A 20,231-nucleotide genomic window follows, 5' to 3' on the forward strand; every position below is an offset into this window, starting at 1 on the left:
CGACGGCCGCTCTCCGCTCACGGAGAGCGGCCGTCGTCGCTCGGTTTCAGCCACCGGTGGCACACTGGGCGGTCAACCTCGGGAGGGAGCCCGTACGTGCCGATGATCCGCAGCCTGCGCCGCATGGCGCGCCGCGCCTACAAGGGCGGGGTGGACCTCAGCCACCCGGCCCGGTCCCCGCTGGGCAGCGCGGTGGTCAACTGCGTGGTCTACCAGGACGGCGCGCGCCGCCCGGACGGCTGGGCCGGTCCCGTCTCCTCGGCCGCGGAGGCGCTGCGGCGCGTCCGTAAGGAGGGCGACGGTTTCGTCTGGGTCGGGCTGCACGAGCCGTCCGCCGAGGAACTGGCCGAGCTCGCCGAGCCGTTCGGCCTGCACCCGCTGGCCGTCGAGGACGCCGCGCACCCGCATCAGCGGCCCAAGGTCGTGCCGTACGACGACACGCTCTTCGCCGTCTTCAAGTCGGTCTGCTACGTCGATCACGCCGAGCTGACCGCGACCAGCGAGGTCGTCGACACCGGCGAGATCATGGTCTTCACCGGCCGGGACTTCGTGATCACGGTCCGGCACGGCCGGCACGGCTCGCTCGGCCCGGTCCGTGAGGCGCTGGAGGCCGATCCGGAGCAGCTCGCCAAGGGCCCGTCAGCGGTGCTGCACGCGATAGCCGACCACGTGGTGGACGAATATCTGCGCGTCACGGACTGCGTGCAGCACGACATCGAGGCCGTGGAGACCGAGGTCTTCTCCCCCACCGACGGCCGCGCCGACGCCGGCCGGATCTACCAGCTCAAGCGTGAACTCCTGGAGCTGAAGCGGGCCGTGGCCCCGCTCAGCCGCCCCCTCGGCTATCTCGCGACCCGTCCCGACACCCTGATCGACCCCGACATACAGGCCTACTTCAGGGACGTCGCGGACCATCTCGCCACCACCACCGAGCAGATCGCGGCCTTCGACGCGCTGCTCGACTCGATCCTGCAGGCGCATCTGGCGCAGGTGACCGTCGCGCAGAACGAGGACATGCGCAAGATCACGGCCTGGGCCGCGGTCATCGCCGTGCCGACGATGGTGTGCGGAGCACATGCCGGAGCTCAAGTGGACCTATGGCTACCCGCTGATCGTCGGCCTTACGGCGATGGCCTGTTTCCTGGTGCACCGGAACTTCCGGCGCAAGGGGTGGCTGTAGCCCTTTACGCGGGCCGGGTCCACCGCGGGTCGCGGCCGGTGGCGGCCAGCACGCGGTCCAGCTCCGTGGCCGATTCCGGTACGTCGACGGCCTCGCCGAAGACCCCTGCCTGACGGGCCTGCGGAGCCATCTCCGCAAGGGCGGGCCCGACCTCTTCGAGCACCGCCGGGTCGGCCGCGTACTCCTGCCCGGTGGCCGTGGCCAGGTCCCAGGCGTGCACGGTGAGGTCGCCGAGGACCATGTGGATGACCGTACGGGCGGGCATGTCCAGGGATCCCGCGGTGCCCTCGTCCGCGCCGGGCGCGGCCCAGATCTCCACCAACTTGCCCGTCTCCACGGCGAACCGCTCGCGCCAGTCCGCGCCCCTGCCCACGTGGTCGACCGAGTCGTCGAACTTGTCGTACGGCTTCCTGGCCCCCACCAGCTGGAAGTGCACCACCACATGGAAGAGGTGGTTCACCAGTCCGCGTACGTCGTACTCGGCACAGGGCGTCGCGTCCTTGAGCCGGTCGTCCGTGATTCCGCCCAGAACGGCGACGGCCTTGGTGCCCGCGATGTCGAGGAGGTCGCTGATCTTCTTCGTCATGCGTCCACCGTACGAATCCGTCGGGTGCCGCGGCTTGAAGAAACGCGACAGAATCCCGCCATGGCACCTGACCAGGCAGTTCCGGGAATCCAGGGCCCCGAGGGCGGCACCAGGGGCATCCTCGACGCCGCCGAGCTCCTCTCCCGCGTCCACTTCCGGCGCCACCTGCCCGCAAAGGCGCTGCGGCCGTACGTCGAGTTCTACTGGCTCATCGACTGGGATCTGCCCCAGCCGTACGTCTCCCACGTCGTCCCGCATCCCGCGGTCAATGTCGTCTTCCAACGGCTGCACGGGCAGGCCGAGTTCGGGGAGGTCGCGGGGACCGGGCTCGACCTGTTCGCGCAGCGGCTCGAAGGCGTCGGGCGAGTGTGCGGGGTGAAGTTCCGGCCCGGCGGGTTCCGGCCGTTCGCGCCGGGGCGTGCGGTGGCCGACTGGACGGGGCGGCGGCTCGTCGTCGCCGAAGTGTTCCCCGCGGCCGTGGTGGCGGGCGCCCCGGCGCGCATCCTCGGCCCGGACGACGAGCACGCGCGCGTGGCGGCGATCGACGCCTTCTTGTCGTCGATCGGGCCGCGGCCCGATCCGGGGGCCGACCTGGCAATGGCCGTGGTGGAGCGGATCCAGGCCGACCACACACTGCTGCGGGTCGCCGAAGTCGCGCGCGGCGAGGGGCTTTCGGTGCGTTCGCTGCAGCGCCTTTTCCACCTGTACGTCGGCGTCGGGCCCAAGTGGGTCATCCTGCGCTACCGGCTCCACGAGGCCCTGGAGCGCGCCGAGTCGACGGACGCGGTGAACTGGGCGGCACTCGCGGCGGACCTCGGCTACGCCGACCAGGCCCATCTGGTGCGGGACTTCACGGCGACGGTGGGGGTGCCGCCGACGGCGTACGCACTGCGGAGCTGAGGAGGCCGGGGCGATTGTCAGTGGTGGGGCCTACCGTGCAGGGCATGGACTCTTCCACCGATGTGACGCTGGCCCCTTGGTCGGAGGGCGACTTCTGGCTGCTCGAGCGGACCAACGCACCTGAGATGACCGACCACTTGGGCGGCCCGGAGAGCGAGGAGCAGCTCGTCGACCGCCATCGCCGCTATCTCACGCTGGACGAGCGCGGCCGGATGTTCCGGATCACCCAGGGCGGCGCCTCGGTGGGGACGATCGGGTACTGGGAGCGGGAGTGGCGCGGCCGCGCGGTATGGGAGACCGGCTGGGGGGTGCTGCCCGAGTTCCAGGGCCGGGGCATAGCGGTCGCGGCGGCCCGCCTGGCCGTCGAGCGGGCACGCGCGGCGGGCCGGCACCCGGCGGTGCACGCGTTCCCCTCGGTCGACCACCCCGCCTCCAACACGATCTGCCGCAAGGCCGGGTTCGAGCTGCTCGGGGAGGTCGACTTCGAGTATCCGAAGGGGAGTTGGCTGAAGTCGAACGACTGGAGGGTCGAGCTCTAGGGCTCGGGGTCGCTCGGGGTCGCTCGGGGGTTTTCGCTTGACAGCACCCGGGGCCTTCCCGCACATTTATCTGCGTGACGCAGAGAATGTGTCACGCAGGGGCCAGTGTCGCCCCTCACCACTCCCGCTCCCGGAAGGACCCGGAGAACCATGTCCGCTCCCACCCTGTCCCCCACCACCGTCGAGCCCCGCGCAAGGCCCTCGCGCCGCCGCTGGGCCGTCCTCGGCGTCGTCCTCGCCGCCGACGTGCTCGACCTGGTCGACGCGACGATCACCAACGTCGCCGCGCCCACCATCGCCCGCGACCTCGGCGGCGGCTCCGGCCTCGTCCAGTGGCTCGGCGCCTCCTACGCCCTCGCGCTCGGCGTGCTGCTCGTCGTCGGCGGCCGGCTCGGCGACAAGTACGGCCGGCGCCGGCTGTTCCTCGCCGGCCTCACCGGCTTCACCCTCGCCTCCGTCGCCTGCGGGCTCGCCCAGGGCCCCGAATTCCTGGTCGCCGCCCGCCTCGTCCAGGGCGCGTTCGGCGCGCTGCTCATCCCGCAGGGCTTCGGCATCCTCGGCGCGGTCTTCCCCCGCGAGGAGATCGGCAAGGCCTTCAGCTTCTTCGGCCCCGTCATGGGCCTGTCCGCCGTCGGCGGCCCGATCCTCGCCGGGTTCCTCATCGACGCGAACCTCGCCGGTCTCGGCTGGCGCGCCATGTTCCTGATCAACATCGTGATCGGCGGCGCCGCCCTCGTCGCCGCACTCCGGCTGCTCCCGAAGGACGCGGGCGACGCCGCCACCTCCGTAGACGGCATCGGCTCAGGCCTCCTCGCGGGCGCCATGCTCGGCCTGCTCGGCGGCCTCATCGAGGGCTCCGCGCACGGCTGGACCACGATCCCGCTGCTGCTGATCGCGGGCGGTCTCGCCTTCTTCGCCCTCTTCTGCCGCCGTCAGCGCACGGCCGCGAACCCGCTGATCCAGCCGTCGCTGCTGCGCAATCGCGGCTTCACGTCCGGACTGATCCTCGGCATCGCGTTCTTCGCCGCCATCTCCGGACTGCTGTACGTCTTCTCGCTCTTCCTGCAGGACGGCCTCGGCTTCTCGCCGCTGCGCGCCGCCCTCGGCATCGCACCGGTCGCCGCGGGCATCGTGATCTCGTCCATCGCCTGCTACCAGCTGATCGGCAGGTTCGGCCGCCGGCTCGTCGTCGCCGGACTCCTGATCACCCTGGCCGGTACCGGCTGGCTACTCGCCCTGGTCCTGAACTCCGGCACCGACCTGGGCAGTTGGGCCCTGGCCGCGCCCGCCCTCGTCGTCGGCATCGGCATGGGCACCTGCTTCGGCACCGTCTACGACGTCACCATCGGTGACATCGCCCCCGACGAGGCCGGCAGCGCCGGCGGCTCGCTCGGCGCCGTCCAGCAGCTGGCCAACGCCATCGGCGCGGCCGCCGTCACCACGGTCTACTTCCACACCCTCGGCGCCGCCCACGACACCGCCCACGCCACGGTCGTCAGCCTGACCGTCGTCATCGCCGTCGGCGCGCTCTGCCTCGGCCTGGTCCGCCTGCTGCCCCGCAAGGCGCAGCCGCAGGATCACTGAGGACGGCCGCCGGGCGTGCTACTTGGCGTGGCTGACCGCGTAGATCATCACGAACGCGACGAGGTGGATGCCGAACAGGAAGTACCCGAGGTACCACCAGATCATCTTCTCGTTCTTGCTCTCCTGGGCCAGGCGCCGCTGCTCGAGGGACGACCCCGCGTCGTCGTCGCGCGGCGGCGTCCGGTCCTTCCTCACAGCTCCCCGCACGCCTTCGTGATCACAGCTCCCGGTGCACCTTCGTGTTGGAGGCCTGCGCACGCGGCCGCACCACCAGCAGGTCGATGTTGACGTGCGGCGGCCGGGTGCACGCCCAGGTGATGGTGTCCGCGACGTCGTCCGCGGTGAGCGGCTCGGCGACACCCGCGTACACCTTGGCGGCCTTCTCGCTGTCGCCGCGGAAGCGCGTCGTGGCGAACTCGTCGGTCTTGACCATGCCCGGCGCGATCTCGATGACCCGAACCGGCTGCCCGAGGATCTCCAGGCGGAGCGTCTCGGCGAGCACCCGCGCGCCGTTCTTGGCCGCGACATAGCCCGCGCCGCCCTCGTACGTGGAGTGGCCCGCGGTCGAGGACAGCACGACCACCGTGCCGTCGCCGCTCGCGGTCAGGGCGGGCAGCAGGGCCTGCGTGACGTTCAGGACGCCGATCACATTGACCTCGTACATCTGCCGCCAGTCGGCCGGGTCGCCGGTCGCCACGGGGTCCGCGCCGAGCGCGCCGCCCGCGTTGTTGACCAGGACGGCGATCTCCTTGAACGCCGTGGCGAACTCGTCCACCGCCGCGCGGTCGGTGACGTCGAGGGCGTACGCGGCCGCCTGGTGGCCCGCCGCGTTGATCTCCTCGGCAAGCTCCTCGATGCGGTCCTTGCGGCGCGCGGTGAGCACGACCCGGTAACCGGCGGCCGCCAGCTGACGGGCGGTGGCGGCGCCGATACCGCTGCTCGCGCCGGTGACGACGGCGATGCGGGAGGCGCTGGCTGCGGCGGCGGTCATGGGGTGCTCCTCGTGCGTACGTACGTTCCTGCTCCAGTTGCCCAGGATAAGCGGGCCCTGTGACAGGCCTTCTGCAGAATCGGTCAACCTACTGGCCCCGCCTCACCAGGACGCGCCGAACTCGCCCCAGAACAGGGCTAATTGCAGTATCTGGGTATCTTGCGCGCGTATCCCGATATCTCAGGTTCGGATATCTCAGGCACGACAGGAACGACAGGGAGCAGAGCGATGCGGGCAAGGCGAGCGGGATGGGTGGCGGCATCGGCCGCGGCGGCGGCGCTGACCGGCACGGTCCCGGCCGGGGCGGTCGGGGCAGTCGGAGCAGCCGCCCCGGAGGCCGATGTGGCCTTCCACGGGTTCACCTCGATGTGGGAGGGGGACCTCGGGATCTGGCTGACGCCGGAGAACCACGGCCCGAGCGACGTGTCCGACGTCACCGTGCGGCTGCGCTTCTCGACGGGCCTCGCCACCGTGCAGGGACACCTCCCCGAGAGCTGCCTGCGGGCGGGCAGCCGGGTCGTCCTGTGCCGCACCGGCGAGCTGCGCGCGGGCGGCTGGGGCGAGGAGCTGCAGCTCGACCTGAAGCTGAAGGGCAAGCCGTCGGAGGTGACCGTGCAGATCGACACCCTGTGGAACGGCGGGGCGAGCGACGACAACCCGAAGAACAACCAGCACAAGGTGACGACGCTGGACTCGGGGGACTCGTACTTCTTCTGATCCCCCGATCCCTTGGTCCCCCGATCCCTTGGGCCGTCAGCCCACGATGTGCCGCAGATACGCCTGCGGATCCATCAGGTACCGCCGCCAGTGGTCCACCAGCTCCAGCTCCTCCCACGCCACCCGCCGCATCCCGTGCTCGCCCACCTCCACGATGTCCGCGCCCGGCAACGCGGTGAGCAGCGGGGAGTGGGTGGCGCACACGATCTGGCCGCCGCGCTGCACGAGCTGGTCGATGTGGCCGATCAGCTCCAGGCAGGAGGCGAAGGAGAGCGCGGCCTCCGGCTCGTCCATGACGTACAGGCCGGGCTTGAGGAACTTGCCGCGGAAGGCCGCGAGGAACCCCTCGCCGTGGCTCTTCGAGTCGGGGGCGAAGCCCTCCCGGTCGAGGGCGTCGAGCGCGGTCTCGGCGCGCAGGAAGAACCCCTTGCGCGCCGACCAGCTGCGGACCATCCGGCGGCCCCCGACGGCCGCGTCGAAGCGAAGCCGCTCGCCGAGCGCGGACTTCTCGCGGTGCGAGGCGTACTTCCAGTCGTGCGAGCCGCCGTAGGAGTCGAGGCCGAAGGCCTCGGCGAGCGCCTCCACCAGAGTGGATTTCCCCGAGCCGTTCTCCCCGACGAGGAAGGTCACGGGCGCGGTGAAGCGCAGCCCCTCGGCAAGGAGCTGCCGCACGCACGGCACGGACCAGGGCCAGTCGTCCTCGTCCAGGTCAAGGCCATGGGCGTACGCACGTTCGACAATCACACGTCGAGTGTCCGTGACACCGCGTGCCCCGGCAAACTCCCGGGCTCGCGGGTACGTCCCCTCATGCGTCCCTGCTCATGCGTCCCTGCTCATGCGTCCCTGCTCATGCATCCCTGCTCGTACGCCCCCTCGCCAGCGCCTCCTCGAACGCGTCCTCGCCAAGCGCCCGGCGGGCCCGCCCCTCGGCCCGCCGCACGTCCCACCGCTCGCCCTTCGGCAGCGGGCTGCCCACCGTCTCGCGCAGGGCCGCCGCCCGACCGAGCAGTTCGGCACCTTGTGCGGGGCGGTCCCCCGCCGTGTACGCGCCGGCCAGGCCTTCGAGGGCGAGGGCCAGGGCCCGGGGGTCGCCGGTCCTGCGGGCGGCGGCGAGGCCCGCCTCGTGCAGGGCCTCGGCCCGCGTCACGTCGCCGCGCTGTTCGGCGACGTACCCCAGTTGTGCGAGGACCAGTGCCTCGCCGGTGACGACCCCGAGGCGGCGGTTCCAGTCGAGCCAGGGCCGCAGCAGCCGCTCGGCCTCGTCGAGGTCGCCGCGGCGGCGGGCGCCGAGGGCGAGGCCGGTCTCGGCGAACTGCTGCGCCGGCTGGTGCGACTGCTCGGCGGCGAGCTTCGCGGCCCGCCCGTGGAACTCGGTGGCACGCGCCTCGTCGCCGGTGAGCAGCGCGATGCGGCCCAGCCTGGCCAGGAAGTACGCGGCGTGCGTCCACAGCTGCAGCTCCTCGGCGCCCCGTGCGCCCTCGCGGTGCAGCCGGGCCGCCTCCTCGTAGTCACCGGCGATCTCGGCGAGCACACCGAGCTGTTCGGCGGCCTGCAACTGGCCCCAGCGGTCGCAGAGTTCGGCGAAGTGCGCGGCGCTCCGCTCGGCGTTCTCCCGCAGCGCCGGGAGGTCGCCCCGGTAGAGGGCGCGGGTCGCGGTCAGGCTCAGCGCGGCGGCCTCGCCCCAGCGGTCGCCGAGGGTCTGGAACTCCTCGCAGAGCCGGTTCAGCGGATCGCCGGGGCCGCCCTGGTCCAGCTCGTTGTCGAAGCCGCAGCGGGCGAGGGCGAGCAGCCAGCGGCTGCGTGCGTCGGCGTCGGTGAAGTCCACGCCGAGCCGCGAGGCATCGCCGGTGAGCAGGGCGAACGCGGCCTGCTTGGTGCGGGCGGCGGCGTACGCGGGCGTGGACCTCATCGCTTCCGCGCCCTCGATGGCGAGCTGCAGCGAGCGGGCGCCCTCGCCGATGCGGCCTCGCAGATACCAGTACCAGGCGTCCGCGTTGACGAGGCGCAGCGCGAGGTCCGTACTGCCGTCGGCGAGGCTGTGGTCGAGGGCGGCGCGCAGGTTGAGCGCCTCGTCGTCGAGGCGCCGCAGCCAGCGTTGCTGGTCGCGGCCGTGCAGGTGGGGCTCCGCGCGTTCGGCGAGCTCGGCGTAGTGCAGCGCGTGCCGACGCCGGGCCGCCTCGGCCTCGCCCGCCTCGGCGAGGCGTTCCAGGCTGTAGGCGGCGATCGATTCCAGCATCCGGTAGCGGACGCCGTCGGGGCCCGGGGCGGCGACGAGGAGGGAGCGGTCGACGAGGCGGGTCACTGTGTCGAGTACGTCGCCGTCTTCCTGTACGCCGGTTTCGTACGCGTCTTCCTGTACGCCGGTCTCGTACGCGGCTTCCTCTACGTCGACGGCGTACGCGGCACCACGGCCATCTCCCCCACCGGGTATCGGCCCGCCCGCGCCCACCGCCTCCCCCGCCTCCAACGTGAACCCACCGGAGAACACGGCCAGCCGCCGCAGCACCAACTGCTCTGCGGGCGGCAGCAGTTCCCAGCTCCAGTCGATCATCGCCCGCAACGTCCGCTGCCGGGCCGGGGCGTCCCTGCGGACCTGGTTGAGCAGCCGGAACCGGTCGTGCAGCCGCTCCGCCAGGGCCTGCACGCCCAGCGCGCGTACCCGCGTGGCGGCGAGTTCGAGGGCGAGCGGGATGCCGTCCAGGCGGCGGCAGATGAGCGCGACGGCCTCGGCGTTGTCGGCGTCCAGGGTGAACCCGGGCGCGGCGGCCGCCGCGCGGGCGGCGAAGAGCTCCATCGCCTCGGTCTGCGCGAGGGGGTCGACGGAGTCCAGGACCTCGCCGGACAGCGCGAGGGGTTCCTGGCTGGTGGCGAGCACCCGCAACTGCGGCGCCCTGCGCAGAAGTTGCTCTACCAGATCGGCAACGGGCCCGACGATGTGCTCGCAGTTGTCGAGGACGAGCAGCATCCGACGCGTGCTCAGCGCCTCGGCAAGGAGGTCGACGACCGAGACGCCGCTGCCGCTCTGACCCTGCCCCTGCCCCTGCCCCTGCCCCTGAGGCACGTCGTCGCGTACGCCGAGCACGGCGGCGACCGTTCCGGCGAGGTCGCTCGTGGCGCCGCCCCGCTCGCCACCCCCGTCCCCCAACCGCCCGGTCAGGCCCGCGAGTTCGACCAGCCATACACCGTCTTCGCACACCTCGGACCCCGACCGCGCAAGCCGGTCCGCCGCGGCCAGCGCGAGCCGGGTCTTGCCCACGCCGCCCGGGCCGGTGAGCGTGACCAGGCGGCCCGCCTCGACGAGGGAGCACACGCGGGCGACCTCGGCCTCGCGCCCGACCAGACCGCTGACCGGCGCGGGCAGATTGCTGCGAGGCCGCACCCCGCCGGCCGCCCCCGGTACCAGTACCGGTACCGGGGCGGGTGCCAGCTCCGGGTCCTGCCGCAGGATCGCCTCGTACAGCCCGGCCAGTTCGACGCCCGGGTCGATCCCGAGCTCATCGGCAAGCCGCTCCTTCAGCTCGCGATACGCGTCCAGCGCCTCGCTCTGCCGCCCCGCCCGGTAGAGGGCCCGCAGCTGCACACCCCGCAACCGCTCCCGCAGCGGATGCTCCGCCACCAGGTCCTTCAACTCGTCGGCTAGCAGCGCGTGTTCACCGAGCTCCAGACGCAGCTCGGCCAGCTCCTCGCGCACGGTCAGCCGCTGCTCCTCCAGCCGCGCCACCGCGGCCCCCGCGAAGCCGAAGTCCCGGAAGTCGGCGAACGCGTCCCCGCGCCACAGCCCCAGCGCCTCCGAGAGCAGCGCCACCTTGTCCCGCGCCTGTTCCGCATCCCGCGCCCTCGCCACCAGCGCCCCGAACCGCCCCGCGTCGACCGCCTCGTCGGCCACCCGCAGCGCATACCCGGCCGGCCCGTACGCGACCAGGCCGCGCGCCCCGGGCTCGGCCCCCTCCAGGGTGCGCCGCAACTGCGACACCTTGGTCTGCAGGGTGTTGCCCGGATTGCCCGGCAGATCCTCGCCCCAGAGGTCGTCGATCAGCCGGTCCACCGGGACCGGACGCCCGTGATGCACCAGGAGATCGGCGAGCAATGCCCGGACCTTCGCCTCGGGCACGGCGACGGCGGTCCCGTCCTCCGTCCGCACGGTCACCGGTCCAAGCACCTCGAAACGCATGCCGCAACGCTAAGCCGTGGCACTGACAGTCCCGACAGCGGCCATGCGTGAGGCCGTGCGTGGACCGTCAGCCGACCGTGCGCGGGCCCCGGCACTGTGGCTCACGTGATCGCAGCCGATCACCTCCCGGAAAGGGAGAACTCATCAACGTAGGGAAATCGCCATGACCGACGTGACCACCACCCGCACCTCGTACACCTCTCGCGAAGTCCGCCTCGCCGCCCGCCCCGAAGGCGAACCGACCGCGCAGAACTTCGAGTGGGTCACCACCGACGTGCCCGAGCCGGCCGAGGGCCAGATCGTCGTCCGCAACACCTGGATGTCCGTGGACCCGTACATGCGCGGCCGCATGGACGACGCCCCCTCCTACATTCCGCCCTTCGAGCTCGGCGCCGCCCTCGAAGGCAGCGCGATCGGCGAAGTCGTCGCGTCCCGCGCCGAGTCGGTGCCGGTCGGGGCGACGGTCAGCCACTTCCTGGGCTGGCGCGAGTACGCGGTCCTCGACGCGGCCGCGGTCACCGTCGTCGATACGTCGCTCGCTCCGGCGGACGCCTACCTCGGCGCCCTCGGCACCACGGGCCTGACCGCCTACGCCGCGCTCACCCGCACCGCCGAAGTGCGCGAGGGCGACGTCGTGTTCATCTCCGCCGCGGCGGGCGCGGTCGGCAGCGTCGCCGGTCAACTGGCCCGGAAACTGGGCGCGTCCAAGGTGATCGGCTCGGCCGGCGGACCGGCCAAGACCAAGCGGCTCCTCGACGAGTTCGGCTTCGACGCGGCGATCGACTACCGCCAGGGCGATCTCGCCGAACAGCTCGCGCAGGCCGCCCCCGACGGCATCGACGTCTACTTGGACTCCGTGGGCGGCGACCACCTCCAGGCGGCCATCGGTGCCCTGCGCACGGGCGCCCGGATCGCCCTGGTCGGCGCGATCAGCGGCTACAACGCCACCGCGCCGCTGCCGGGCCCGGACAACCTCTTCCGTGCCGCCGCCAAGGAGGCCACCCTGCGAGGCATGCTCGTCAGCAGCCACTTCGACCTGTTCCCCGAGTGGATCGGGAAGGCCGCGGGCTGGCTCGCCGACGGCACCCTGCACACCGCACAGACCGTCGTCGACGGCATCGACCAGGCGCCCGACGCGTTCCTCGGCGTGCTCCGCGGGGCCAACACCGGCAAGATGCTCGTCCGTCTGGAGGCCTGAACACCATGACCGGAGGCCTGAACACCATGACCGGCTCCGCAGAGAAGTCCACTGCAGGCGAGAAGTCCCCTGCAGGCGAGAAGTCCGCCACCGGCGGGAAGTCCACTGCGGGCAGGCGCGCCCTGCTCGTCCTCGCCCACCCCCGCCCCGACTCCCTGACCGCCCAACTCGCCCGCCACACCGAGGCCCGCCTCGTCCGCGAGGGCTACGCCGTCGACCTGCTCGACCTGCACGCCGAGGACTTCGACCCCCGCCTGGGACCCGGGGACGAGCCGGACTGGGCGGACCGCGACAAGGCGTACTCCCCTGAAGTACAGGCCCACATGGCGCGCGTCGAAGCGGCCGACGTCATCGTCGCGGTGTTCCCGCTGTGGTGGTTCGGGCCGCCGGCCATCCTCAAGGGCTGGATCGACCGGGTCTGGAACTACGGCTTCGCGTACGGCCGCAGCACCCCGCGGCTGCGCGGCAAGCGGATGCTCTGGCTCGGCCTGGTCAGCTACACACAGGCGGAGTTCACCGAGCAGGGCTGGGACCGGACGGTCACCCACACGCTGCGGACCGGCATCTCCCGGTTCTGCGGCATCGAGGACACGTCGGTGCACTTCGTGTACGACTCCCTCAATGCCGGCGAGGCGGCGTTCAAGTCGGCCGACCTGGCGCTCGACGCCTTCACGCCCTGAGCGGGCGGGGCAGGCAGTGTCCTCCCGCTCAAGGCACCAGGACCACCCGGCCGCGGAGCCCGCCCTCCGCGAGCCGGGTGTGCGCCCCGACCACCTCGGCCAGCGGGAACGTCTCCGCCACCCGCAGGGTCAGCACCCCCTTGTCGACCAGCTCGGCCAGCTCGGCGAGCCGGGCCCCGTCCGGGCCCACTTCGACGGCATCCGTACGGATGCCGCGTACGCCCTCCGGGTGCGCACCGGGACGGACGCCCACGTACGCACCCCCGTCGCGTACGAAGGCGAGGGCGTCGGCGCCGAGCAGCGCCGCGTCGAGGACACCGTCGACGTCCTGGCCGCCGGGCACCGTGCCGCGCGGCAGGAAGTGGTCCGCGCCGAGGCCGCGTACGGACTGCTCGTCGGCCACGCCCGCGACGGCCGTCACGATCAGGCCCTGGTGGTGGGCGAGTTGGACCGCGTACGCGCCCACCGCACCCGCCGCGCCGGTGACCAGCAGGTGCTCCCCCGGCTTCAGGGCGAGCAGGTCGAGGGCCTGGGCGGCGGTCAGGGCGTTGAGGGGCAGGGTCGCGGCGTGCGGGGCGTCGGCGGTGGCCGGGGCCGTGGCGACGGCGGTCGCGTCGACCACCACGTGATCGGCGTGCGTGCCGAAGGACTTGGCCGTTCCGTAGGCGAGCGCGACGACCTGGTCGCCGACCGTCCAGCCGGTGGCCACGCCCGCCGCGTCGATCTCGCCCGCGACGTCCCAGCCGAGCCCGAGACGCTTGCCCGCGCCGCCCATGAAGCCGGAGCGCACGGCCGCGTCGATCGGATTGAGCCCGGCGGCCGCCACCTTGATCCGCACCTGGCCCGGGCCGGGCTCGGGCAGCTCGGCCTCGATGATCTCGACGACCTCGGGACCGCCGAAGGAATTGATCACTGCTGCACGCATGACGGTGTCCTTTTTCCTAGGTTTTGCAGGGGAGTTGGCGGGTTTCCCGGCCGTTGCAACGATCCTAGGAAGAGTTACTCTCTCTCAGTAAGTACGCACCTGAGAGTGCGTACGGCACCCGGAGGTGAGCCATGGCGACCATGACGGCGGCACAGGAGCGTGCCCAGGCGCGTACCGCCTACGACGCGTTCATCAAGGACTGCCCGACCAGTCAGCTGCTCGCGCGGATCAGCGACAAGTGGGTCAGCCTGATCGTCAGCGCGCTGGGCGAGCAGGGGGCGATGCGCTACAGCGACCTGGGGCGCAGGATCCCGGGCGTGAGCCAGAAGATGCTCACCCAGACGCTGCGCTCGCTGGAGCGGGACGGGCTGGTCTCGCGCACGGTCACACCGTCCGTACCGGTGCGCGTGGACTACGAACTGACCGAACTGGGCGGGAACTTGAGCTGCCTGCTCACCCAGATGAAGACGTGGGCGGAGAACCACTTCGACGAGGTCAACGCGGCACGCGAGCGCTACGACGAGACCGTCGTCTGAACCTCCGGCTGCCCGTACCTCCCTCAGACGTTCAGACGTCGCCGCTGCGCAGGCGCTCGATCTGCCCGGCCGTGAACTCGACGGTGCGCTTCATGTGGGTGATGAGCAGGGCGAGTTCGCGCTCGTCGTACGCGTCGAAGTGCGCGAGCCAGCCGCCGCCCAGCTTCTCCCAGACCGCGCCGAACTCCTTCATCCGCTCGGGCACGGTGGACACCAGAACCCGGCGCCGGTCGGCCGTGTCGCGCTCGCGGACCACATAGCCGGCGCGCTCCAGGCGGTCGACCAGGCGGGTGGCGGAGCCGGTGGTCAGGCCGGTGAGTTCGGCGATGTGGCCGGTGGTGACGGGTTCCGGCTCCAGGCTGAGCAGGTTGAGGCACTGCAGGTCGGTGGGGTGCAGGCCCACGTGGTCGGCGACGGCCTGGTTGAACAGGGCGTACGAGGCCATGTAGCGGCGCGATTCATGGCCGAGCTCGGCCATGAGGACGCCGCGCTTGCCGGATGTCTCCATCACGCCTCCATTATCTGCGTTACGCAGACATCTTAGGCGACTCCGCCGACTCCACCGACTCGGCCGACTCGGCCGACTCGGCCGACTCGGCCGTCAGATAGCGCTGCACGGTCGGGGCCAGCCACGCGACGACTTCCTCCCGGCTCATCTGCGCGGCGGGCGGGAAGCGCAGCACGTACCGGGTGAGGGCCATGCCCAGGACCTGGGAGGCGACGAGCGCCGCGCGGCGCGGGGCCTCGGCGGGGTCCGGGCAGACGGCCGCGACGAGGGGCCCCAGCTGCTGCTTGAAGATCTCCTGCATGCGCTCGGCCCCTGCGGCATTGGTGACGCCCACCCGGAGCAGGGCGGTGAGCACCTCGTCCTGCTCCCAGCGGTCGAGGAAGTGTGAGACGAGGGCGGCACCGACGCTTTCGTGCCGGCCGTCCGGCCGGTACTCGACCGCTCCCAGCGCGCCCAACTCACCGAATTGCAGGTCGAATTCGGCGGCCGCACTGAAGAGGCCCTCCTTGTTCCCGTAGTAGCGCATCACCATCGACGGGTCGATTCCGGCGTCGCGGGCGATCGCGCGGATGGTGGCGCGCTCGTATCCGTCGGCCGCGAAGCGCTCGCGAGCGGCGGCGAGGATCGCGGCGCGGGTGACATCGGAGCGGCGCGCCTTGGCGGGTGCGGCCTTTCCGTCGGTGGCAGGGGTCTCGGTCATGCCACCGATCGTAAGTCAACAGACGTTGGCCAACAACCGTTGACACCGACTCGCGGACGGGTCTACATTTGCCAACAAGCGTTGACCAACAAGCGTTGGCACCAGGAGGCCGCAATGAACGGCAAGCCCAGCACCCGCAGCAACGGCAGCAACCGCGAAGGCGACGACTCCGTGATCGTCGTCGGCTCCGGCCCCACCGGGCTCCTCCTCGCCGGCGACCTCGCCGCAGCCGGCATCCCGGTCACCGTCCTCGAGAAGCGCCCGGCCGGCATCAGCAACCTCACCCGCGCCTTCGGCGTGCACGCCCGCACCCTGGAGCAGCTCGACGCCCGGGGCCTCGCGGACGAACTCACCAAGACCGGCCAGAAGATCACCGACATCCGACTCTTCGGCCGCCTCTCCCTCGACATCAGCGAACTGCCGTCCCGCTTCCCCTACCTCCTCTCCACACCGCAGTACGAGGTGGAGCGGCTCCTGCACCGCCGCGCCACGGAGCACGGCGTCACCTTCCTGCACGGCGTCGAGGTCACCGGGCTCCGGCAGGACGCCCGGGGCGTGGACGTCGAGGTGCGCAAGGAGGACGGAAGCCCGGACACCCACCGGGCGTCGTACGTGGTCGGCGCCGACGGAGTCCGCAGCGCCGTGCGCCGGGCCGTCGGGCAGGACTTCCCCGGCCACTCCGTGATCAGCTCGATCGTCCTGGCGGACGTCCTCCTGGAGAGCGAGCCGGACCTGACCGTCGCGGTGAACGGCTCGGACGACGCCTTCGCCTTCCTCATCCCCTTCGGGGACGGCTATTGGCGGGTCGGCGGCTGGAACCGCAAGGAGGCCGACATACCCGACTCCACCCCGGCCTCCCTCGACGAGCTCCGCGCCATCACCCGACGGGCCTTCGGCTCCGACTTCGGCATGCACGACGAGCGCTGGATATCCCGTTTCCACAGCGACGAGCGCCAGGTCGACCAGTACCGCACGGGCCGGGTCTTCCTCGCCGGCGACGCCGCGCACACCCACTCCCCCGCCGGCGGCCAGGGCATGAACACCGGCCTCCAGGACGCCGCCAACCTCGGCTGGAAGCTGGCCGCGGTGCTGAACGGCCGTGCACCGGAAGGTCTGTTGGACACCTACCAGACCGAACGCCACCCGGTGGGCCGCGCCGTGGTCCGCAGCAGCGGCACGATCATCCGCCTCGCCATGGCCCACAACCCCGCGCAGTACGCCGTGCGTCGGCTGATCGCGAGCCTCGTGAACCACGTGCGCCCCATCGCCACGAAGGCCATAGGGCAGATCACCGGCATCGGCTACACCTACCCGTCCCCCCGAGGAGCCCACAACCTGACGGGCCACCGCGCCCCCGACATCACCCTGGCCGACGGCAGCAGGCTCTACGAGGCCCTGCGCGCGGGCAAGTTCGTCCTGATCACACCTGCCGACGCGATGTCGGCAGGGCTGGAAGAGACGGGCTGCATACACACCCAATGGGCAAGCTCACGCCGCACGACGCTGCTGGTCCGGCCCGACGGGTACGTGGCATGGGCGGCCGACGACGCGGACGCGGGGGCGGTTCGGGCAGCTGTGGCGGAGTGGACCGGGGCGTAAGGGCCGTCGGTCAGCCCTTCACGCACACGACCTGCTTCAGCTTCGCCACGACCCGCACGAGGTCGCGCTGCTGGTCGATGACCTGCTCGATCGGCTTGTACGCACCCGGGATCTCGTCCACGACGCCGGAGTCCTTGCGGCACTCCACGCCCCGCGTCTGCTCCGCCAGGTCCCGCGCCGAGAAGCGCCGCTTCGCCGCACTGCGGCTCATCCGCCGACCGGCGCCGTGCGAGGCCGAGTTGAAGGACTTCTCGTTGCCGAGGCCCTTCACGATGTACGAGCCCGTGCCCATGGAGCCCGGAATGATCCCGTACTCGCCGGAGCCCGCCCGGATCGCGCCCTTGCGGGTCACGAGCAGATCCATACCCTCGTACCGCTCCTCCGCCACGTAGTTGTGGTGGCAGGAGATGACCGGCTCGAAGGTCACCCTGGCCTTCTTGAACTCCTTGCGGACCACGTCCTGGAAGAGCCCCATCATGATCGCGCGGTTGTACTTCGCGTACTCCTGCGCCCAGAACAGATCGTTCCGGTACGCCGCCATCTGCGGGGTGTCCGCGACGAAGACCGCTAGGTCACGGTCGACCAGGCCCTGGTTGTGGGGCAACTTCTGCGCCTGGCCGATGTGGTACTCGGCGAGCTCCTTGCCGATGTTCCGCGAACCGGAGTGCAGCATCAGCCAGACCGAACCCGACTCGTCGAGACAGAACTCGATGAAGTGGTTCCCGGATCCGAGCGAACCCATCTGCTTTGTGGCGCGATCCTGACGGAACTTGACCGCTTGCGCGATCCCGTCGAACCGCCCCCAGAAGTCGTCCCACCCGGCGGTCGGGAAGCCGTGCATCCGCCCCGGGTCCACGGCGGTGTCATGCATCCCCCGCCCCACCGGAATCGCCTGCTCGATCTTCGAGCGGAGCCGGGAAAGATCACCCGGAAGGTCATTCGCGGTCAGCGACGTCTTGACGGCGGACATGCCGCAGCCGATGTCGACCCCGACCGCCGCCGGGCACACCGCGCCGTGCATGGCGATGACCGAACCGACCGTCGCGCCCTTGCCGTAATGGACGTCGGGCATGACCGCGAGGCCCTTGATCCACGGGAGCGTGGCCACATTGCGCAGTTGCTGCAGGGCGCCTTCCTCGACCGTCGTAGGGTCGGTCCACATCCGGATCGGCACCCTCGCCCCCGGCATCTCCACGTACGACATCACTACCTCAATCCCCCGAAAAGTCTCATAGCGCAAAAACCGGAGCCAGGTCACCAAATGGGATAGCGGACCGGCAATCACAGCAGCGCGTGCGATACACATTGTGTTCACCGGCCGTCTTGGGACGCCAACCGTTTTCCGTTCGAACCTCGCCCGAAAAGCACCGCCGAAGGGAGCCGCGACCGTGCAGCACAGGGGGATTGCCCGAGGTGCAGCCATGCTGCTCGGCACCGCGTTGCTGCTGACGGGATGCTCCGGCGGTTCGGGCCCCGGGGAGTCGGCGGACGACGCGAACGCGGACCCGGACAGCACTGCGGCGCAGACCGCGGAGCCGGGCAAGTACCGGGTGCTGCCCGACCCGTGCCGCTCGGTGGACCACGGCTCGCTCGACGCGATGCTGCCCGGTCTGAAGGAGCTGGACGAGGAGCAGCTGGAGAAGGCGTACGCGGGGACGGCGGCGGTGACGTACGACACCGACCGCCGGGTGGGCTGCCGGTGGAAGGTCGAGTCGCCGGATGCGACGCACCACCTGTCGGTCGACTTCGAGCGCGTGGTGTCGTACGACGACGCGGTGAGCGATGACGAGCGGGCCGCGGCGCTCTACGCGAAGAAGGAGACCGCCGCCGACCTGCCCTCACCGTCACAGGAGTCCGAGGACCCCTCGGACGAACCGTCGGACGAGCCCTCCGACGACTCGAGCGCTCAGGTCAACTCCGCGAAGGCCGGCAAGGGCAAGAGCGGTAAGAGCAGCAAGAGCGACACGGACGGCAAGGGCGGAGAGGGCGAGGAGGACGAGGAGCGCGCCGAGTCGACGCCCTCCCAGAACCCGTCCCAGACCCCCACCACCCCCGAGGGCCTGGAGCCGCGCACCCTCGACGGGCTCGGCGACGAGGCGTTCCTCGACGATCTGCTCACGCAGGCCGGATCGTCGTCCGCGCACCGCACCGTGACTGTGGTGTTCCGCACGTCGAATGTGATCGTGAAGATCGAGTACGACGAGCAGGCGGCGCGCGTCGGCGAGCTCCCCGACAGCAAGGAACTGCAGGACAAGGCGCAGGAACTGGCGGGCAGGCTGACCGGAAAGTTCGGCGAGTAGGGCTGCCCGGATCGGGCCGGGGCGGGCCCCACGGGTGGCCTCGGCCCCTTACGTATCCCTCACAGCACTTGCCGCTTCCGCGTACGGTGGCTGGTCGGACGGGCACACCAAAGCCCCCCAAAGGCCACTGCACGACCGATGAGCACGACTGATTGAGCGAAGGAACCATGCACCGTTCAGCACGATTCACCCGCATACTCGCCGCCTGCGCAGCCGTACCGGTGATCCTCACGGCGGCGGCCTGCTCCTCCGACTCCGGCAAGGACGACGGCGGCAAGAGCGACGCGGGCTCGCCGTCCTCGAACGCTTCGAGCGGCAAGGACGGCGGGGGCGCCACCGTCGCGAAGGCCGCGTTCGACGAGCTGCCCGAGCCGTGCAAGGCGCTGTCCGGGAAGACGATCGACGACCTGGTGCACGAGGTCGACGACAAGTCGGGCAAGGCCGGCTCGTCGGACGACACGGACACCACCGGCTCGTGCTACTGGAAGGGCCTGGACACCGACGGCACCAAGGGCTCGCAGTACCGCTGGCTCCATGTGAACCTGCAGCGCTACGACTCCGACGCCACGCTCGGCAGCGGCGACAAGCGGGCCAAGGCCCAGCTGCAGAAGAAGGTCGACGAGGCCAAGGCGACGGAGGGCGCGAAGAACGTCAAGTCCGAGGCCGTGTCCGGCATCGGCGACGAGGCCGTCGTGGTGCGCTTCGACCAGAAGAAGAAGGAGGGCGACTTCAAGAACCAGCGCGTGGTCGCCCGGGTCGAGAACGCGGTCGTGGTCCTGGACTTCAACGGCGCGGGCCTGGCGGGCGCCAAGACCCCGGGCGCCGACGACATGGTGAAGGACGCGCAGGCCGCGGCGAAGGAGGCGGTGGCCTCGGTCGTCGCCGCCAACAAGGCGGGCGCGAGCGGCGAGGACGACTCGTCCGAGAAGCCGAGCGACGAGGCCGGCGACAAGGCGAGTGACAAGCCGAGCTCGAAGGCGAGCAAGAAGTCGGGCAACAAGAAGGCCGAGTAGCAAGCCGCTCGGCAACTTGCCGCCTTTTCAAGGCATTCAAGGCATTTGAAGGGCCCGGTCACCTCGGTGGCCGGGCCCTTCGGTCGCCCTCACGCATGACTCTG

General features: G+C 71.2%; 19 protein-coding genes and 1 pseudogene. 11 read left to right on the forward strand and 9 right to left on the reverse strand.

Annotated features, from left to right (window positions below; translation table 11 throughout):
* Positions 1 to 102 precede the first annotated feature (102 nt).
* A pseudogene (locus OG430_RS21780) lies at positions 103 to 1,180 on the forward strand (magnesium and cobalt transport protein CorA).
* A 4-nt stretch (positions 1,181 to 1,184) separates the two neighbouring features.
* Here the strand turns inward: OG430_RS21780 and OG430_RS21785 are convergent.
* Positions 1,185 to 1,766 (reverse strand): TIGR03086 family metal-binding protein, encoded by a 582-nt coding sequence (locus OG430_RS21785; RefSeq protein WP_327354230.1) that lies wholly within the window; start codon positions 1,764 to 1,766, stop codon positions 1,185 to 1,187.
* Positions 1,767 to 1,826: 60 nt separating this feature from the next.
* Between OG430_RS21785 and OG430_RS21790 the strand changes: the two genes are divergently transcribed.
* The 3 genes from OG430_RS21790 to OG430_RS21800 all read left to right on the forward strand — a co-directional run bounded on the left by OG430_RS21790 (position 1,827) and on the right by OG430_RS21800 (position 4,789).
* Positions 1,827 to 2,666 carry an AraC family transcriptional regulator gene (locus OG430_RS21790; protein ID WP_327354231.1) on the forward strand — a complete coding sequence of 280 codons (840 nt, stop codon included), beginning with the start codon at positions 1,827 to 1,829 and terminating at the stop codon, positions 2,664 to 2,666.
* A gap of 44 nt (positions 2,667 to 2,710) precedes the next feature.
* Entirely contained in the window at positions 2,711 to 3,205 is a 495-nt protein-coding gene (locus OG430_RS21795) for a GNAT family N-acetyltransferase (RefSeq protein WP_327354232.1), read from the forward strand.
* Positions 3,206 to 3,355: 150 nt separating this feature from the next.
* On the forward strand, positions 3,356 to 4,789 hold the full coding sequence (locus tag OG430_RS21800) for an MFS transporter (protein WP_327354233.1): 1,434 nt from the start codon (positions 3,356 to 3,358) through the stop codon (positions 4,787 to 4,789).
* An 18-nt stretch (positions 4,790 to 4,807) separates the two neighbouring features.
* Here OG430_RS21800 and OG430_RS21805 read toward each other — a convergent pair whose 3' ends face one another.
* Together OG430_RS21805 and OG430_RS21810 are read right to left on the reverse strand one after the other, a co-directional pair.
* Entirely contained in the window at positions 4,808 to 4,984 is a 177-nt protein-coding gene (locus OG430_RS21805) for a hypothetical protein (protein ID WP_327354234.1), read from the reverse strand.
* A gap of 22 nt (positions 4,985 to 5,006) precedes the next feature.
* Entirely contained in the window at positions 5,007 to 5,780 is a 774-nt protein-coding gene (locus tag OG430_RS21810; protein ID WP_327354235.1) for an SDR family NAD(P)-dependent oxidoreductase, read from the reverse strand.
* Between the two features lie 228 nt (positions 5,781 to 6,008).
* On the opposite strand from OG430_RS21810, the gene OG430_RS21815 reads away from it, so the two are divergent.
* Positions 6,009 to 6,497, forward strand: a complete 489-nt coding sequence (locus tag OG430_RS21815) for a hypothetical protein (protein ID WP_327354236.1) — start codon at positions 6,009 to 6,011, stop codon at positions 6,495 to 6,497.
* A 36-nt stretch (positions 6,498 to 6,533) separates the two neighbouring features.
* Here the strand turns inward: OG430_RS21815 and OG430_RS21820 are convergent, their stop codons facing one another.
* Together OG430_RS21820 and OG430_RS21825 are read right to left on the reverse strand one after the other, a co-directional pair.
* Entirely contained in the window at positions 6,534 to 7,241 is a 708-nt protein-coding gene (locus tag OG430_RS21820) for an AAA family ATPase (RefSeq protein ID WP_327354237.1), read from the reverse strand.
* A 103-nt stretch (positions 7,242 to 7,344) separates the two neighbouring features.
* The gene (locus OG430_RS21825) at positions 7,345 to 10,668 is read right to left on the reverse strand and encodes a BTAD domain-containing putative transcriptional regulator (RefSeq protein ID WP_327354238.1); all 3,324 of its coding nucleotides are present in this window, start codon (positions 10,666 to 10,668) and stop codon (positions 7,345 to 7,347) included.
* Positions 10,669 to 10,831: 163 nt separating this feature from the next.
* On the opposite strand from OG430_RS21825, the gene OG430_RS21830 reads away from it, so the two are divergent.
* Positions 10,832 to 11,866 (forward strand): NADP-dependent oxidoreductase, encoded by a 1,035-nt coding sequence (locus OG430_RS21830; protein ID WP_327354239.1) that lies wholly within the window; start codon positions 10,832 to 10,834, stop codon positions 11,864 to 11,866.
* A 5-nt stretch (positions 11,867 to 11,871) separates the two neighbouring features.
* Entirely contained in the window at positions 11,872 to 12,546 is a 675-nt protein-coding gene (locus OG430_RS21835; RefSeq protein WP_327354240.1) for an NAD(P)H oxidoreductase, read from the forward strand.
* A 28-nt stretch (positions 12,547 to 12,574) separates the two neighbouring features.
* Here OG430_RS21835 and OG430_RS21840 read toward each other — a convergent pair whose 3' ends face one another.
* A complete protein-coding gene (locus OG430_RS21840; RefSeq protein ID WP_327354241.1) occupies positions 12,575 to 13,471 on the reverse strand; it encodes a zinc-binding dehydrogenase in 897 nt (298 codons plus the stop codon).
* Between the two features lie 131 nt (positions 13,472 to 13,602).
* Here OG430_RS21840 and OG430_RS21845 point away from each other — a divergent pair, with 131 nt between their 5' ends.
* Positions 13,603 to 14,007 carry a winged helix-turn-helix transcriptional regulator gene (locus OG430_RS21845; RefSeq protein WP_327354242.1) on the forward strand — a complete coding sequence of 135 codons (405 nt, stop codon included), beginning with the start codon at positions 13,603 to 13,605 and terminating at the stop codon, positions 14,005 to 14,007.
* A gap of 31 nt (positions 14,008 to 14,038) precedes the next feature.
* On the opposite strand, the gene OG430_RS21850 is transcribed toward OG430_RS21845, so the two are convergent.
* Together OG430_RS21850 and OG430_RS21855 are read right to left on the reverse strand one after the other, a co-directional pair.
* Entirely contained in the window at positions 14,039 to 14,515 is a 477-nt protein-coding gene (locus tag OG430_RS21850) for a MarR family winged helix-turn-helix transcriptional regulator (RefSeq protein WP_327359182.1), read from the reverse strand.
* A gap of 19 nt (positions 14,516 to 14,534) precedes the next feature.
* Positions 14,535 to 15,215, reverse strand: coding sequence for a TetR/AcrR family transcriptional regulator (locus tag OG430_RS21855; protein WP_327354243.1), 681 nt, complete (start codon positions 15,213 to 15,215; stop codon positions 14,535 to 14,537).
* A 114-nt stretch (positions 15,216 to 15,329) separates the two neighbouring features.
* Between OG430_RS21855 and OG430_RS21860 the strand changes: the two genes are divergently transcribed.
* Positions 15,330 to 16,814: an FAD-dependent oxidoreductase gene (locus OG430_RS21860; protein WP_327354244.1), complete on the forward strand. Its 1,485-nt coding sequence runs from the start codon at positions 15,330 to 15,332 to the stop codon at positions 16,812 to 16,814.
* Between the two features lie 10 nt (positions 16,815 to 16,824).
* Here the strand turns inward: OG430_RS21860 and OG430_RS21865 are convergent, their stop codons facing one another.
* Complete coding sequence (locus tag OG430_RS21865) at positions 16,825 to 18,018, reverse strand: RtcB family protein (protein WP_327354245.1); 1,194 nt, start codon at positions 18,016 to 18,018, stop codon at positions 16,825 to 16,827.
* A gap of 217 nt (positions 18,019 to 18,235) precedes the next feature.
* On the opposite strand from OG430_RS21865, the gene OG430_RS21870 reads away from it, so the two are divergent.
* Together OG430_RS21870 and OG430_RS21875 are read left to right on the forward strand one after the other, a co-directional pair.
* Positions 18,236 to 19,114: a DUF3558 domain-containing protein gene (locus tag OG430_RS21870; protein ID WP_327354246.1), complete on the forward strand. Its 879-nt coding sequence runs from the start codon at positions 18,236 to 18,238 to the stop codon at positions 19,112 to 19,114.
* A gap of 167 nt (positions 19,115 to 19,281) precedes the next feature.
* Positions 19,282 to 20,127 (forward strand): DUF3558 domain-containing protein, encoded by an 846-nt coding sequence (locus OG430_RS21875; protein ID WP_327354247.1) that lies wholly within the window; start codon positions 19,282 to 19,284, stop codon positions 20,125 to 20,127.
* The last annotated feature ends 104 nt before the right edge of the window (positions 20,128 to 20,231 follow it).

This window comes from Streptomyces sp. NBC_01304 (assembly GCF_035975855.1).
In the GTDB taxonomy this organism is placed as follows: domain Bacteria; phylum Actinomycetota; class Actinomycetes; order Streptomycetales; family Streptomycetaceae; genus Streptomyces.

Excerpts from the sequence above, each read along its gene's own strand:
- OG430_RS21860 (WP_327354244.1), top strand. The coding sequence starts at position 15,330 with ATGAACGGCAAGCCCAGCACCCGCAGCAACGGCAGCAACCGCGAAGGC.
- OG430_RS21865 (WP_327354245.1), bottom strand. The coding sequence starts at position 18,018 with ATGTCGTACGTGGAGATGCCGGGGGCGAGGGTGCCGATCCGGATGTGG.
- OG430_RS21830 (WP_327354239.1), top strand. The coding sequence starts at position 10,832 with ATGACCGACGTGACCACCACCCGCACCTCGTACACCTCTCGCGAAGTC.
- OG430_RS21855 (WP_327354243.1), bottom strand. The coding sequence starts at position 15,215 with ATGACCGAGACCCCTGCCACCGACGGAAAGGCCGCACCCGCCAAGGCG.
- OG430_RS21790 (WP_327354231.1), top strand. The coding sequence starts at position 1,827 with ATGGCACCTGACCAGGCAGTTCCGGGAATCCAGGGCCCCGAGGGCGGC.
- OG430_RS21795 (WP_327354232.1), top strand. The coding sequence starts at position 2,711 with ATGGACTCTTCCACCGATGTGACGCTGGCCCCTTGGTCGGAGGGCGAC.
- OG430_RS21840 (WP_327354241.1), bottom strand. The coding sequence starts at position 13,471 with ATGCGTGCAGCAGTGATCAATTCCTTCGGCGGTCCCGAGGTCGTCGAG.
- OG430_RS21870 (WP_327354246.1), top strand. The coding sequence starts at position 18,236 with ATGCTGCTCGGCACCGCGTTGCTGCTGACGGGATGCTCCGGCGGTTCG.
- OG430_RS21815 (WP_327354236.1), top strand. The coding sequence starts at position 6,009 with ATGCGGGCAAGGCGAGCGGGATGGGTGGCGGCATCGGCCGCGGCGGCG.
- OG430_RS21785 (WP_327354230.1), bottom strand. The coding sequence starts at position 1,766 with ATGACGAAGAAGATCAGCGACCTCCTCGACATCGCGGGCACCAAGGCC.
- OG430_RS21800 (WP_327354233.1), top strand. The coding sequence starts at position 3,356 with ATGTCCGCTCCCACCCTGTCCCCCACCACCGTCGAGCCCCGCGCAAGG.
- OG430_RS21810 (WP_327354235.1), bottom strand. The coding sequence starts at position 5,780 with ATGACCGCCGCCGCAGCCAGCGCCTCCCGCATCGCCGTCGTCACCGGC.
- OG430_RS21835 (WP_327354240.1), top strand. The coding sequence starts at position 11,872 with ATGACCGGAGGCCTGAACACCATGACCGGCTCCGCAGAGAAGTCCACT.
- OG430_RS21825 (WP_327354238.1), bottom strand. The coding sequence starts at position 10,668 with ATGCGTTTCGAGGTGCTTGGACCGGTGACCGTGCGGACGGAGGACGGG.
- OG430_RS21845 (WP_327354242.1), top strand. The coding sequence starts at position 13,603 with ATGGCGACCATGACGGCGGCACAGGAGCGTGCCCAGGCGCGTACCGCC.
- OG430_RS21850 (WP_327359182.1), bottom strand. The coding sequence starts at position 14,515 with ATGGAGACATCCGGCAAGCGCGGCGTCCTCATGGCCGAGCTCGGCCAT.
- OG430_RS21875 (WP_327354247.1), top strand. The coding sequence starts at position 19,282 with ATGCACCGTTCAGCACGATTCACCCGCATACTCGCCGCCTGCGCAGCC.